This is a genomic window from Nostoc sp. DSM 114159, assembly GCF_053470285.1.
In genome coordinates, this window is the sequence record NZ_JBPFEH010000001.1 from 5,001,354 (window position 1) to 5,016,624 (window position 15,271).

The 15,271-nt window shown below is 38.8% G+C and carries 14 protein-coding genes; 9 read left to right on the forward strand and 5 right to left on the reverse strand.

Features of this window, described 5'->3' with window-relative positions:
- Positions 1–290 precede the first annotated feature (290 nt).
- On the forward strand, positions 291–1,496 hold the full coding sequence (locus tag ACR5KR_RS20690; RefSeq protein WP_322669737.1) for a histidine kinase: 1,206 nt from the start codon (positions 291–293) through the stop codon (positions 1,494–1,496).
- Between the two features lie 45 nt (positions 1,497–1,541).
- Here ACR5KR_RS20690 and ACR5KR_RS20695 read toward each other — a convergent pair whose 3' ends face one another.
- Positions 1,542–2,567 carry a diguanylate cyclase domain-containing protein gene (locus ACR5KR_RS20695; RefSeq protein WP_448270278.1) on the reverse strand — a complete coding sequence of 342 codons (1,026 nt, stop codon included), beginning with the start codon at positions 2,565–2,567 and terminating at the stop codon, positions 1,542–1,544.
- Between the two features lie 638 nt (positions 2,568–3,205).
- On the opposite strand from ACR5KR_RS20695, the gene ACR5KR_RS20700 reads away from it, so the two are divergent.
- Complete coding sequence (locus ACR5KR_RS20700; RefSeq protein WP_445630705.1) at positions 3,206–3,466, forward strand: chlororespiratory reduction protein 7; 261 nt, start codon at positions 3,206–3,208, stop codon at positions 3,464–3,466.
- 329 nt (positions 3,467–3,795) lie between these two features.
- Here ACR5KR_RS20700 and ACR5KR_RS20705 read toward each other — a convergent pair whose 3' ends face one another.
- Positions 3,796–4,365: a DUF2854 domain-containing protein gene (locus tag ACR5KR_RS20705; protein WP_445630704.1), complete on the reverse strand. Its 570-nt coding sequence runs from the start codon at positions 4,363–4,365 to the stop codon at positions 3,796–3,798.
- A 105-nt stretch (positions 4,366–4,470) separates the two neighbouring features.
- On the opposite strand from ACR5KR_RS20705, the gene ACR5KR_RS20710 reads away from it, so the two are divergent.
- The 5 genes from ACR5KR_RS20710 (at position 4,471) to ACR5KR_RS20730 (ending at position 6,107) form a co-directional block, all read left to right on the forward strand.
- Positions 4,471–4,992, forward strand: a complete 522-nt coding sequence (locus ACR5KR_RS20710; RefSeq protein ID WP_448267839.1) for a helix-turn-helix domain-containing protein — start codon at positions 4,471–4,473, stop codon at positions 4,990–4,992.
- A 44-nt stretch (positions 4,993–5,036) separates the two neighbouring features.
- Complete coding sequence (locus ACR5KR_RS20715) at positions 5,037–5,261, forward strand: hypothetical protein (RefSeq protein ID WP_448267840.1); 225 nt, start codon at positions 5,037–5,039, stop codon at positions 5,259–5,261.
- A 25-nt stretch (positions 5,262–5,286) separates the two neighbouring features.
- Complete coding sequence (locus ACR5KR_RS20720) at positions 5,287–5,448, forward strand: transposase (protein ID WP_448267841.1); 162 nt, start codon at positions 5,287–5,289, stop codon at positions 5,446–5,448.
- A gap of 151 nt (positions 5,449–5,599) precedes the next feature.
- Positions 5,600–5,746, forward strand: coding sequence for a hypothetical protein (locus tag ACR5KR_RS20725; protein WP_448267842.1), 147 nt, complete (start codon positions 5,600–5,602; stop codon positions 5,744–5,746).
- 187 nt (positions 5,747–5,933) lie between these two features.
- On the forward strand, positions 5,934–6,107 hold the full coding sequence (locus ACR5KR_RS20730) for a hypothetical protein (protein ID WP_292732096.1): 174 nt from the start codon (positions 5,934–5,936) through the stop codon (positions 6,105–6,107).
- 117 nt (positions 6,108–6,224) lie between these two features.
- On the opposite strand, the gene ACR5KR_RS20735 is transcribed toward ACR5KR_RS20730, so the two are convergent.
- Positions 6,225–6,626, reverse strand: coding sequence for a response regulator (locus ACR5KR_RS20735; protein ID WP_448267843.1), 402 nt, complete (start codon positions 6,624–6,626; stop codon positions 6,225–6,227).
- 199 nt (positions 6,627–6,825) lie between these two features.
- Positions 6,826–8,997 (reverse strand): polyphosphate kinase 1, encoded by a 2,172-nt coding sequence (ppk1, locus tag ACR5KR_RS20740; protein WP_448267844.1) that lies wholly within the window; start codon positions 8,995–8,997, stop codon positions 6,826–6,828.
- Between the two features lie 790 nt (positions 8,998–9,787).
- Here ppk1 and ACR5KR_RS20745 point away from each other — a divergent pair.
- The gene (locus tag ACR5KR_RS20745) at positions 9,788–10,282 is read left to right on the forward strand and encodes a hypothetical protein (RefSeq protein WP_448267845.1); all 495 of its coding nucleotides are present in this window, start codon (positions 9,788–9,790) and stop codon (positions 10,280–10,282) included.
- A gap of 515 nt (positions 10,283–10,797) precedes the next feature.
- Positions 10,798–11,229: a hypothetical protein gene (locus ACR5KR_RS20750; protein WP_448267846.1), complete on the forward strand. Its 432-nt coding sequence runs from the start codon at positions 10,798–10,800 to the stop codon at positions 11,227–11,229.
- Positions 11,230–11,298: 69 nt separating this feature from the next.
- Here the strand turns inward: ACR5KR_RS20750 and ACR5KR_RS20755 are convergent, their stop codons facing one another.
- Positions 11,299–14,196, reverse strand: coding sequence for a hypothetical protein (locus ACR5KR_RS20755; protein ID WP_448267847.1), 2,898 nt, complete (start codon positions 14,194–14,196; stop codon positions 11,299–11,301).
- Positions 14,197–15,271: the final 1,075 nt, after the last annotated feature.

Sequence of the window (15,271 nt, forward strand, 5' to 3'; positions counted from 1 at the left end):
TGGTGCTGGACTAGCCAATTTGACATAGTATTAAACCTTTCACCTGCTGGCTCTGACGAAAATTTTTGATTCTGGGCAAATTAAGACTTATATTCAAGGGGCTTAGGTGTTTATTGGAGATGAAGTTCACCAAAAGGGAGCAAAAGGCTGAAAAAGACACGTTTGATGTCAAAAACGCAGATCGGATAGGAGTATGAAAATCTAAAATAGATATTAAGAAGAAAAAACAACGACCATCGACAACCGTCAGTCCTTTTTACTTTCTGTAAAGCGTCACCGGGTTGTTACCAGTGCTGAAACACGATTACATGCAAGTTTCCCAGGATCAGCCTATTTATTCTGAGGCTCCACTCCAGCTGTTACTGTTTGTCGATGGACGTCCCAAGTCCCGTCAACAGGTGCAGCGAATACGTGCTTACTTAAAAGAGTTGCAGGTTGAGTATAGTTTTGAACTTCAAACTATTGATGTTGGTCAACAACCTTACTTAGCAGAACACTTTAAATTGGTAGCAACGCCAGCTTTAATTAAAATTCACCCGGAACCACGGCAGGTTTTGGCTGGAAGTAATATCATCGCGCAATTGAAAAACTGGTGGCCTCGCTGGCAAGCCGCTGTAGACGCCTATTTGAAATTACAGGAAGACTTACAAGAACGGATAGACGATAATGCTAGGGTGACATTACCCAAATCCACTATTCGTTCAGTTGCTGTTTCTGCCGAACTGATCCGACTCTCAGACGAAATTTTTCGCTTAAAACAGGAAAAAGATAACCTCCAAGAGCAGCTACAGTTTAAAGATCGGGTGATTTCGATGCTGGCACACGATCTCCGCAATCCCCTAACTGCCGCCGCGATCGCCATCGAAACTCTCCAATCTAACTACAATTTAGAAACAGGTCAATTTCAGCGCCTTAAACCATCCTTAACGGCGCATCTATTAAAACAAGCCCGCAATCAAACTAAGATCATCGATCGGATGATTGCCGACCTTTTGCAGGTAGGTCGGGGGAAAGATACTGAGTTTCCGATTTTACCACAAAAATTACAGCTAGGTAAACTGTGCTTAGATGTACTAGAAGAATTGTGCGATCGCTACACCGCTAAATCCCAAGAGGTCGAAACAGATATTCCCAATGACTTACCTTATGTATATGCTGACCCAGAACGCATCCGGCAAGTGCTAGTGAATCTGTTGGATAATGCGATCAAATACACCCCAGAAGGTGGCAAAATTAGCATCGCCGGATTACACCGCACTACCCAAAAAGTTCAGTTTAGTATTGGCGATACTGGGCCTGGTATTCCTGTGGAGAATCGCGATCGCATCTTTGAAAACCACTTCCGCCTGCAACGGGATGAAGGTACAGAAGGTTACGGCATTGGTCTTTGTCTATGCCAACGCATTGTTCTGGCACACTATGGCCAAATTTGGGTAGACTCTGCCCCCAATAATGGAGCATGGTTTCACTTCACACTGCCAGTTTATCCTTCTTAGGTAATGGGTATTGACAAATAACCAATGACTAATGACAAATGACAATTAAGAACTTGAGACAAAGCGATCGCGTCCCCCGGCCTTTGCTTGATAGAGTGCTTTATCTGCCAGCACGATCAACTCTGAAGGTGAAGATTCCCAAGTCGGGACAACAGTTGCCACCCCCATGCTGAGAGTGACGTGCTGACTCACCGCAGAACCGTCATGAACAATTTGCAAATCTTTGATTCCCGCTCGAATTGCGGCGGCTACGTGAAGTGCGCCAGATGCAGGAGTGTATGGCATAATCACAGCAAATTCTTCGCCACCATAACGCGCTACTAAATCCTGATGTTTTTGTGCCTTAAGGCTTAAGACAGCACCCACCTTTTGTAAACATACATCCCCTGCTGGATGGCCATATTTATCATTATAAAATTTAAAAAAGTCGATATCACACAAAATCATTGACAAAGGAAATCCCTCTTGTGCGAGATTTATCCATTGAGTATTGAGATAATCGTCAAAGCGGCGACGATTAGCTAACTCAGTTAAGCCATCTACATTGGCAAGGTGATACAAAGCTTCGTTTGCCGCCTCTAACTGTTTGTATACTTGTGCTTGCTGTAGCAGTCGACGCAACCGCTGGCGTAATACAGGCCAGTGAATTGGCTTAGTGACATAATCAGTCGCTCCCGCTTCAAAAGCACGGTTTACAGATTCCTCATCGTCCAAGCATGTAATCATCAAGATGGGAGTGCGTTCCCATATCTTAGACATGACCGTATTGTTAAGAGTCGAGTCAGTATCAAAGGTGGCAAGGGCTGAGATTAAATTATTCCTAGCCATCTGGAGCAAGTGCTTACAGCAGGTAAAGCCATCCATCACAGGCATTACAGCATCTAGCAAAACTATATCCGGTTTGATAGTCTCGTAAGCATCTAAACATTGCTTACCATCATTAACCTCGACCACTCGATAACCTTCTTGTTCCATTGCTTTACGCAACAATACCCGGATGGTCTTGTCATCATCAGCCACTAGAATCAGTGGTGGTTGCTTAGAAACAGAAAATGGGCTTATGCCTGACATGAGTTGCCTTCCACTTGCAGGACTATCCTGAAAAAGACTGTGCAACTCAATCGCATGGGGGCGATCGCTATTTTCATCAATGCCAGGATTTGCGGCAAAGGCGTGTCTAGCTTCACAATCAACTGTTTTTTGACAATGGACTGCCCAATGTTGTTGGGCCAAGCAAGCGGTAGATAGATAAGTTGCATAGACAATCTGTAATTTGAACACGAAGGCAATTGCTGCCTTTTTGTTCAACGATGGTTATGGGAGAAAATGTTACTTTTATATTTCCCTATTGTTAAAGTCAAATTACAATTTTTTTGAGAATTACAAATACACACCCTAATTATTTAATTATGTAGTTAGTTTATAAACCCAGTGAGACAAGTAAAAGCAATCGCCAAAGTCTCTTCAGAAGATAGCTAATACTAAATACTAATGACTGAAATTTATTTACTCTGTCCGACAAGGCTTGTTGAGGTTTAGTATAATTACATAAGATTGAGATAGAACTTAGTGCCAAACTTTATTTTCAAGTGACTTCATAACTCTTTCGTTCTAGCCATAAACTGTCCACAACTAAAGTTGACTACACAAATAAGCAAAAGTTATTCTAAAAACCATCCAAACCTATTGACATTCGCTAAATCTTTAAAATGCCAGACTCATTAATGTACCAGCAGGATAATTTTGTTGTTCTAGAAACAAACCAACCAGAACAATTCATGACATCATCAGAGCTATTAGAAAAGCTCAAAATAACTCTTCAGCAAATCATAATTCAAGATTTACCGCCTGACTTACAAAAGTTTAATACTGTGGAAACTCAAGCCCAATATCTAATTGACACTAGTTGCGAATTAGATATTGGTCCGGGAAAATATTTACAGTGGTACGCAGTTCGTTTAGAAAAGTAACTTTTTGGTAAATGCTTAAGAGAATCCCAAAAAAATCTTAACAAAAAATTTCTGACTACCTCCCCGACTTTTTCAAAAAGTTGGGGAGTTAAATCTTGGTCAAGGGAATTCTCCAAAAAGGATAATTACTAATTCATAATTCATAGTTCAAGACACTGTATACTAATCCACACTGCTCATCAAAAATTTGGTAGTTAATAAGAGCATGGAGCCTACAGATACCACTAATTATAATTATGAACTATTAATTATTTTGACTGTTGCCAAAATATGGGTAACAACAAGTCATAAAGGGATGAAATTTGGGTAACGATAATTTTTACTCTTGACTATTGACTACTGACTAGTGATTCTTTTTGAGTATTGATTAGCGCTAGCTCAATTGTATTTTCAGATGGCTGCGTTATTTGAATTTCCAAACCAGGGCCAAAATAATTGGTCATTTTTTCATGCTTTTTTTGCCACACATCAATCGGTATTAGCGGTGAATCAAATTCTAAAATTAGGGCATAGCTCCCATTAACTTCCGTTTCTCGTAACCCTGTCACTGTTGGCCGTTCTTGGTCAGTGGGACTCAAACCCAGAAAAGAAAGTGTTGTATCTAGATGAGCATCTTGACCGTAGCAATATCGGGTGATGTCTTTGCGAATTTTATTTTGCGTCTCAGTTGCTTGCTGCTGGCGCAGTTTCAATGCTGATGGTGACGTAGTTTGGGTAAATGGTACTGGCTTAAGTTCATTCGCTTTTAGTGCCAGTCCTCCCAATAGTAGAGGAATTCCGTAAAAAAATCCGACAAGATTGAGTGTGGCATTATTATCAGCATAGGCGACAAAGCCAATGATGGTTAATATGCTGCCGATAGTTAGACCGAGTGTTCCCAAAGAGATTTGGCGTAGCATGAGCTTAAATTAGGATAAAGTCTGAATACCTTATACCAATTCTATGTGAGGCTGCATAGAACTGTAGAATAGAGAGCGAGAAAGACTCAAAACCAGAAACAAACAATGGCACGCCCATTCAATCTAGAAATATCGGAGAGTGTTGAGTATTTGTCCAAAAGTCTGAGCAAGGCTCGGACATCTGCGGAAAAAGAACGATTGCTGCTTCTGTGGTGGGTCAAAACAGGACAAGTAACACAGCATCAAGAATTGAGCCAAAGACTAGGTAGAAATGGCTCAACTGTAACACGGTGGTTACAAAGATATCGACAAGGAGGACTAGAAAAACTACTAGAGGTAAAAACTTCCCCAGGAGCGATCGCAAAAATTCAAGGAGAGGTGCGGCAAAGTCTTGTGGAGAAACTGCAATGTCCGCAGGGATTTAGCAGCTACGGGGAAATTGTAGAGTGGCTAAAACAGGAATGGAATGTAGAAGTCAAATATAAGACAGTTTATCGTGTAGTACGCGATCAGTTTCAAGCGAAACTTAAAATTCCTCGACCCGTGAGCAAACAACAAGATGAAAAGGCTGTGAATTTGTTTAAAAAAACATTCCCCACGCCTTTGTCACTCTGCAAAACCTCTTAGGTCAAGGAAAGCGACTGCGTTATTTGTGCCAAGATGAGACCAGATTGGGGTTGAAAACGGAAACTGGGCGAGTGATTACGGCTCGTGGCATCAAACCCATAGTCACTGTGCAGTGGCCAAGAGAGGCATTCTGGCTATATGGAGTAGTTGAACCATTAATAGGATGGCATTTTTGCCAGGAATATCCTCATTTGGACAGTGAGAATTTTCAGAAATTCCTTAATTTTCTATCCCAAGAACTGGGTGATGATATGGCGCTAATGCTTTAGGGTTCAAGCATCTGCACATCAAGCCTTGGGACTGTCTTGGCCAGAAAATCTCATTCCTATCTTTCAACCTGCTCATAGTCCTCAACTCAATCCAATTGAGCGATTGTGGCAGTTTATTAAACGCCAGTTCAAGGGGAAAGTTTCTCTAATTTACAAGAACTGCGCCAACGAATTCTACATGAGTTAGCTCAAATGTCTTGTAAATTAATCTCCTCTTTGACAAGTTATGATTTTATCCTCGAAACTCTCTTTCATGAAGCTTTATTCTATGCATCTTCATAGAGAATTGGTATTAGTTTTATTATCATCGGCTATGAGCAACAAATTAGGAAAAAACATTGTCTCCAGGTGCTAGTATTCAACTAACCCTAAATTGCCATATTAAGATGGTTAGAAACCGCACGCCAGTTGCTCATGAATGGGAAGGGAACATACCAAGAGCGAATAAATCAGGCATTGTCGCTCAAAACACTGGCTTCGTTTAAACGAGACTTTACCCACCTTCGTCTTTGTGGTTTTCAAACACTCAATTTATCCTTAGTCTATATTCGCGCAGCATCACGCACAGAAGGCAAGTGGCACTAAGTTGACTAATAAGGTGTATAGTGTCCCAGAATATTAGATTTTGAGTTAACTTTAAATTTAAAGGTAGTTAAAGATAGGAAAAAAATAATGGACCTACAGACTATAAAAGAACGAATTGTCGCAGTTCAAAATAAACGCGATTACCTATTAAGCTTACTGGAGCAACCAAACCTGGGAACTTTGAGAATAGATGTAAATCAGGCTTTGGAAGAACTGGATGAATTAATTGATGAATTTACACGCACCATTCCGGTAGAGTAAAATTTATTAAAATTTACGTCGGTTTAACCTCAATTTCCGGCTAGACCGACGTTTTTTAGTAGTATCATGTCTTCAAATCCCCAAAATTGAACTATGCTTGAGTTGGCGAAGCGATAATCAATCTCCTGCACGCTGACCTAACTGCCTAACCAAGGCAATAAGTTCGCTTGTAGGTACATCTTTCTTGCAAACGTTATCAAAGCTAGACATTGCCTTTTGCCCATGAAAATTTACGTCTTCCACTGAGGAGTAAGCAAGTATCTGGGTGTTTGGAGATATAGCTTTAATGTGACTGGACGCACTCCAGCCATCCATGACTGGCATCTGTAAATCTAGAACAATTACGTCAGGATGGCAACGTTTAACCATTTCTATAGCTTCTTCACCATTACTGGCTAAACCTACTACTTGAATATTTTCCTGGCAAGAAAAAACTAATTGTAAGGTTAAACGAGTCAGTTCGTGATCGTCAACTACTAAAACACGCAAGGTAGACAGCTCGCAGGATAACATTAACATTGAGGGGAAAGACAAGTTTATTCAGAATAACCTCTCCAGTTTATGAGAACAAGTGCCAGCACTGACTCTATCCTATGGTTGAATAACTTGTGTGAACCTATGATAAACAACTTAGACAACTGCTCAAAAAATTCAATTTTTCCCAAAAAAAACTAAGTTGAGCTAGTTGTCAAGGTATAAGTAACTTATTTTTTATCAATCAGGTTGGGACTACACCAGTTGAGCGTAATGCCATGTTTATGAGAATTTTTTGTGAATTAGCTTCTGGAGAATCATCATAAGGACGCCGTTGAATGTAACTACCATCAGCTTGTAATTCCCAAGCTTGGCGATTATCTGCGAGCATAATTCCCATAATTTCTTGCAAATCTTTAGCAATATCTGGGTCTTTGACTGGGGTAATTACTTCGACTCGGCGATCCAAGTTGCGGCGCATCCAGTCAGCACTGCCAATATAGATTTCCTCCTGGGCATTGTTATGAAAATAATAAATCCGAGAGTGTTCTAAAAAGCGACCGACAATACTGATGATGCGAATATTTTCACTAATGTCTTTGATTCCTGGGCGTAAACAACAAACACCCCTAACAATTAAGTCGATTTGCACTCCGGCGCGGGAAGCTTCATATAAAGTGGCGATAATTTCTGGATCGACTAGGGAATTCATTTTGGCGACAATCCGTCCAGAAAATCCATTTTGAACATTTTCGATTTCGCGGTGAATTAATGCCAAAAAGCGATCGCGCATATTCACAGGCGCAACCAGCAACTCTCGATAAGATTTTTGCAGAGAGTATCCGGTTAAGAAATTAAATAAATCTGTAATGTCAGCACCCAACTCTTCACGACAACTAAACAATCCCAAATCTGTATACAGTCGTGCTGTTTTAGGATTATAGTTACCAGTCCCAATATGTACGTAGCGACGTATCCGGTCTTTTTCGCGCCGTACCACCATGACGGTTTTACTATGGGTTTTTAGCCCAACTAAACCATAGACAACATGAACTCCAACTCTTTCTAGTCGTTTTGCCCAGTAAATATTATTCTCCTCATCAAATCGCGCCTTTAATTCCACCAGCACAGATACCTGCTTGCCATTTTCAGCAGCAGCAATCAAGGCGTTGACGATGGGCGAGTCACCAGAAGTCCGGTAAAGGGTCATCTTGATGGCTAACACATTTGAATCGTAGGCAGCATGGGTAATAAAGCGCACTACTGTAGCCGAAAAAGATTGATAGGGATGGTGTACTAGTAAATCCTTTTCCCGAATTACAGCAAAAAAGTCTTTTCCTTCGTCCGTCTCCAGCGCATCTGGGTCTAAACTCGGTTCTCTCAGCCTTTGCAGGCGTAATGGTACAACAGATTGGCGTGGTGGATCTTTGAGTTCCGGCAATGGTAAGGACATAAAGTACATTAAATCCCGCAGTCCCAAAAGACCATCTACCTCGTAAACATCACTTTCTGCTAATTCCAAATCATGTAATAATCGCGATCGCACTATTTCCGGAGTCTGGGATTGAATTTCTAGCCGGACTGGACTACCACCCAGGCGCCGTTTTCGCAATTCCTGTTCGATCGCTAACAACAAATCATCTGCTTCATCTTCTTCTAAGACCAAATCGGCATCACGGGTAATGCGGAACGGATGATATTCTTGAATGTTCATCCCTGGAAATAGTGATTCCAAGTTATGAGCGATCGCCTGTTCTAAAGGTACTCCAGTCCAATGGGCAGGTTTTTCGCTATTCTGATCTCCCAACTCAGGCGGTATTGGTAAAAATCGTGGTAGAACGCTAGGGACTTTGATTCTGGCAAAAAATTCTTCTTCGGTGTCTGGGTTCTTGACCACAACAGCCAGATTTAAACTGAGATTAGAAATAAACGGAAAGGGATGACTAGGATCGACAGCCAGAGGAGTCAAAACTGGAAAGATTTGTTCTTCAAAATAGCTGTTGAGATGAGTCCGCTGCTTTTGATTTAAATCTATGTAATTCAGAATATGAATGCCATGATTTACTAGTAGAGGACGAAGCACTTGCTCAAAATGTTGGTGCTGTTTGTTGACATGGGGAATGAGGGTAGACCTAATATCGTCTAGCTGTTGTTGTGGTGTGCGACCATCGGGAGTTAACAGGCTAACTTTTGCCTCTACTTGTTGCTTTAAGCCAGCAACGCGCACCATAAAAAACTCATCTAAATTAGAGTTAAATATTCCCAAAAACTTAAGACGTTCCAGAAGTGGGGTGCGATCGTCACAAGCTTCATGTAATACCCTGGCATTAAATTCTAACCAGCTTAACTCTCGGTTAAGATAATATTGTGGATCGCTGAGATTGATGGGGGTAGCGCTTTTCTTAGATTTTGCCATAATGACCTAATGCCAGGCAGATGTAGCCCATTCAACTGGGGGACAATAAATATAGTAGGTTAAATGGTGCTTGAGCAAAACGCTGAGGCAATTTTTTGCTGTGCTTATTATCTAGCTCACTACTGGTAAAAGACAGACATCAGAATTTTAAAAATCTATTTGTATTTAAATAACTGTAGTCAAAGACTCAAAAATTAACTTGTGTAGGCACGAAAGCCAACATTCCTAAGAAATTTTTGGGTGCTTTGCGCGTAGGCATAGCCCGTCGTAGATATCGCCTTGGCTATCTTCCAGATAATCACCCTAGCCACCCAACCTATAACTAGATTTTATAGCCATTTTCAATTTTATGGAATATGGTGTTAGCGTATAGTTATCTGCCCTTTCAAAATATTGCATCCATACAATAACTGCGATCGGACTGGGATTCAAATCGTTGCCCACAGCATATTACCTATAAAGATGCACTTAAGATTTAGCAAAGATATGGCTATGTCATATCTAACAAGTTTTAACGAATTATTAAGCAGTGTTTACAGGGTATTGGGACATTGGAAGCAGTCTAAAGGCTTACCTCCAAGACTTGATGGATTTGGTTTTATCAAACCCAAAATTGAGTAATCATTACTACAATCCTTATACAGGCATTTAGTAGGCATAAGCCTTACTGCAACTCCATTTTTATGAGGTATTTGAAGCTTTTATTCAGAGCTACACCAATACTTCCATCTATTAGTTTTTTTAATTTATGACCTCTGCAATTTTTTAAAACTTCAGTACAATCTCTGAGATGTTTCTGGCAGACAATGGTTATATTGATAACGTAAAGAAAAACAACACGGGGAGTTTGTTAATCATGAAAATTTCTGCGATCGTTAAAGGCGGCATCTGCTTGTTGGGTTTGGTTGGTGTTAGTAATATCCTGGCTGCACCAGCAAATGCAGGTCAAGCAGCAGCCCGTGGCGCTGTAACTATTGTTAGAGCTTCAGGCGCTTCTATTAGTGTTAGTGGTGAATTAACTTTGCCCAATAACGCATACTACGATCAGATTTTAACCATTACACCTACCATTACTGGTGATCCAAAAGCAGACAGTGAAATTGTAACTGTTTTAACTGTAGACGCAGGCACACCTAACGTTACAAACCTCTCTACTAGCAGCAATCCTTTCGTTGCTTCAGCAGCAGCAGCCTTAGACGCAGCTGTAACTGCTAACGACATTGGCGCACAAGCAGCTATCATTCGGGCTGGTGCTGGTTCTAATGGCTTAGGCGGTTTAGAATAGATTAAGTTTTTGCTTTAACTCGTAAGTAATTACAAAATTTTTAGCAACTGACAGAACAGTTGAATAAATCAATAGATCGTAGGGAGGAGAAATAGCAATGCTATATCTGTTCCCTATATTTATATTTGTATATATAGTATGACGCTTCTTTGTGGCTCAGATTCCCGACTTCTCTAAGAAGTCGGGAATCTTTTTATATAGGTTTTTCATCTTGTGCCTAAATTATTTGCTATGTAACTCCTCATCATCACTTTACATAACTTTAGTGATATCAATATAAACCCTGAAACTCTGACTGAATATTGAATAGAGAGCTTGCGTAAAAATACGAAGCTTGAAAATGTCCATTTTTCACAAAACGCTCCCAACAAAGGTTTTATTTTTTTATACACTGAAAGAATAAAAGCTAGATAACAAAAGATTCTGCCTCGATTTCTGCTGACCGATGCATATTCTGCATTTTCAAGCAAAATCTGGAAACAACTTAAGACAACAATATGAGGAGTTTATAAAACATGAATACTTTATCTAAAAAATTATCTGTAATTATTCGAGGAAGTATCTGTTTATTAGGTTTGGTAAGTGGAGAATATTTTTTAGTAGCACCGGCAAATGCACAACAAGCTACTGCTCGTGGCGCTGTTACTATTATTAGACCTTCTGGTACTTTTCTCAGTGTCACTGGCGAAGTAACTTTACCTTCTGGCTCTTACTATGAAGGAGGTTTAACAATTTCTCCTACCTATGGAGGTATAGCAGGTGGAAATAACGAAACCATAACTAGTCTGACTATAAGCCCAGGAGTAGCTCAAACTACTATCATCTCTAACCCAAACCCATTTATTGATACAGCAGCGAATTTATTAAATAATAGTAATTCTGTTGAAGATTTAACATCTATAATCCAAGCAGGTGCTGGTAATAATGGTTTAGGTGCTTTAGATTAGACAGAATTGGCAAATTAAAAATCTTAGATCCCCGAATTTTTGAAAATTTGGGGATATTTGATCGTCAGGTCAAAATCGATAACCACCTTGAAGTTTTAAGTCAAATCCATTCTCACCTGTACCAATTTGAGTTTCTATAAACACACTATTATCAGGAAAATTGTGCCTTACAATGACTCCATAATTAAAGCCAGAAACTCGGCTACTCAAGCCCAGATTATTAATAGCATAATTTTTTAGATAAACACCAGCAGAAATATTTTTACTAACTCTGTGTAAACCCTGAAATTCAAAGAAGAACTCTTTACCCATCTCTAAATTTGTCTTGAGATTCAAACCATGACTAGTGCTAAACTCCCCATTGAAAAGACCCAAAAATTCCCCATTGCTATTGTTCTCAATAAAAGCGATGCCAGGAGCTAAAGAAAAACCAAAATTTCTTTCTTGGTGTTGATATAAATAACTTAAATAAGTAGAAAAAGGATTATTTTTATTAGAGGCACTATTCCAATCAACTCTCAAGTAGGGTACGTGAGTATTGATAGCTACAGGTCTTTTGGCTGAATTTAACCGTATATCAGTTTTAATATAATTGAGAAGTATATTACTATATAAACCTAATGTTGGTTCTTCCGTTCCTAAATTATTATTAGAAACACCTGGTGCTGAGTTAGCATCTATATTAAACCACGTTCCTAAATTAGCACTATAGTTAAAATTTCCAGAAGAACCTGCTGCTAGCAATTCAACTGTTGGTAGAGATAGATAACCGTTAAAGCTATTAAAATCAACACCTATTTTGCTAACTCTAGTGAGTTCCATATAATCGAATGCTAAATCGGCTGCTCTTATTTGCAGTGGTACTAGCGTTGAATCTGCTGAATTAAATTTTTGTACAAATCTTTGCCCTTGAGGGTTTGTTAAAATGACTTCTACAGCAGAGGCTTCGTTAATCGGATCGATGGAAGTACCATTTAAAGGAATTGGAATCCCAATATATGTTAGAGGGCCAAATTTTTCATTAGAGAGCCTGAGATCGGAAAAAAATGTATCACCTTCATCTAGAATAGAAATATTTCTTCCAAGAAACTGAACTGCTCGTTTGTGGTTTCCTGTTCTTACTTGCAAGATATTAGAGTTATTAGGAGTGACTTGACTGGGAAATGTGTAAGTTCCAGATACCTGCTCTAACCCACTAGATGCATTGGCATAAGATAAAGTGCGATTCAGCCTGTTATTAATTTGTCTTCTTTGTTCAGCCGTAACAGATGTATTTAAAGGAACAAAACCTTCCCCATTCTTTAGTTTTTGTCTAGCTTCTTCTAAACCTTGTTGAATCTTATCAATTTTAATAGCTTCAAAAATTCCACCGAATAGCAAACCTAACGTAGAATTTACTGATTGGATAGCATCAATACTGGCATCACTAAATTTAGCTGTTAGAGATAATCCTGGAGCAGAAAAAATATTAGAATAAGTAGCTTTGCTGGCAACTGGATCGTATTGAATTAAGCTTCGATTATGAGGATGGCTAACATACAGTCTGTGCCAATCAGAACTTTCTTGAGTTTGAGATAGTGTCTCAAATACAGGATCTCTTCTTCCTAAAGATAGCCACTGTAAAGAGTTAAGATAATGAAAATCTTTTTCGGGTTGAGAAAGAAAAGGATTGACTGCTACATTTAACAAATCAAAGTTATCAAATTTTCCAAGTTGAGCAACTTTAATACCTGGAAAGGAAGAGACAGGAGCAGTAAAACCAAAACCTTTTCCCGTTAAGACATCTCCCCAAAAGATGCCAGCAGCTTCTAAGGCACTATTAGGAATGATTTCGCCTTCTTGGAGCCTGACGTTTCCATCGTCTAGCAAAGGTTGTATATTTGTCGTTGGAAAGCCTTGTAGAATTTTGGGAGCATTAGTAGCATCTAAAACTTGAAATAAAGCTTGCCCACCATCAACACTCAAAGTAGAGCCACTACCAATAGCTGGAATAGGGTTTTTTAGAACTGTAACATTAGGATTGTTTGAGTCAATTCCACTGTTAATAATAACTCTGCCAGCAGGTATCCCTTCAGGATTTATCAATTGTCCGGCTATTGAAGTTACAGAAAAGTTATTAGTATCAACTTCTCCAGCTAACTCTCGAAAATCTGTCGGTATAGCAAATAGACTTTGCAATCCCCAAAATGCCTGTTGTGAAGTAACATTTTGGGTAATATAAGTATTAGTTTGTCTTCCTTGATAGATGATACCGGCTTGGGAGCCTTTCGTTTCAACTACTATTCTATTGCCATCTAAAACCCAGTAAAACTGGTCAGCCTTGGGAAATTTGGCATAAGTGAACTTATCAATAATCTGATTCTCTCCAGAAAATCTTACTCTTAGATCAGTATCTATATAATTTTCATTTTTATTTGGCTTAAATAATTCTGTGGAAAAAGTAAGATTATCTGTAGGATTAACAATCCAAGGATACTTATTAGCACTAAATGTTAAGGCATCAAGAATTATTGTCTTTTGGATTGCTTGTGGTTGCTTTTTTGTTCGGCGTAGTTTTTCGATTAGTATTTGTTGTTGGGGTGTGTATGGTTTGGACGGATTTGAATTTGATGGTTGAATTGTATTTGGTTGAGGCTTTTCTCGATCTTCTTCAGGTAGCTGGGGAGGCTTTTCTTTGTATTCTTCAATTGGGATAACGTCAGCAATAGTGAATTTGCGTAACTGTTTTGGTTTCTCTAAGTTAGAGTTAGACTTTCTTAAAGCCTGTTTTAACAGTTCTTGGTTTTGCAAGTTATTTATTTTTCGAGCGGAATTTAGTAATGACTTGTTATGATTAGCGATTAAATCAATATTATTCCTGTCTATGCTTAGAGCGATCGCAGATAATTTAATAAATACAATTTTGTATAAAATTGTTGAAAATAACAAACAGATACCAAGAATCTTGATACTTTTTCTGAATCTCATTAGGGAGATATTGATAGTTCTTCGATTTGAATTTTTCAATGTTTTCAAAATAATTTTTTTGGCTATTCAAACTTTTGAGCATTGGCTAATGTCGAAAATTAACCATTATTTAATACTTAGTCTTTGATTTATTTGATTTGATGGATGGATTCAACAGTGTTTCAGTAAATATAGTTAGTCAAAAAAGTTTTCTTTCTTATCCTGTCGGCAAATAATAAAATAGGATTAAGCAGATTTACTGCAACAAGAGTGTAATTCTTGAGCAAAAATTCAACCTCAGCAAAATCACCACAACTCAAAAATTCAGCTATTATTTAGCCGTATAAATACGTAAGTAAAGACTATTAACTTAAAAAATGGAGTAAAAATATACTTCAGGCTACTCGCTCTCGTCGGCAAATTTGATACATTTGCTGCTTTTTAGTAGAGTTTATTTATACATCCGGAGTAGACTGATTGAGCTAATTGAGGATACCCTTAGCCATGTATTGGAAATACTAGAGCCATATCTCACAATCAGCCGCCGTGCATCGATGCTGATGTAGATAAATTTCGCATTAATGTAAAAGCCAGTTTTTCTGAGAATTTCGACACAGTAGAAGACGATCGCATCGACCTAGAATGGTTTAGTCCGACTAGTAAATTACTCTGGTCAAATCACTAAATCTCTTATGTCTAATAACTAAATCTAATCATGCATAGTAAATAATCTCAGTCCTAAACTTGTCTACACTAGGATTATGGCGATGTCTACGATGGTCACTGAGCTTGTCGAAGTGCGGGCTAGACCTAGACAATAACTTTGCGGCGTAAACAGGCAGTGGCTGATAATAGTTTGTTGAAAAAGTTGTAAAGTATACTCAAAACCCTTATTCAAACTTCTCCCTGAAACGGAGAGAGGCTTTGAAACAGTCATTCTCTTGTAGGGGAAGAGAGCTGAGAGAGTTAAGTTTCTAAGGCTTAGATGCGATGAAAAATACTTTTCAAACATCCTTTAAGAATCGCTTTTAACAGACTTTCCTGAACAGCCAAAGGTGAGGAAAGGGCTAACAATTATTAAAAAACGTTAAGCTCT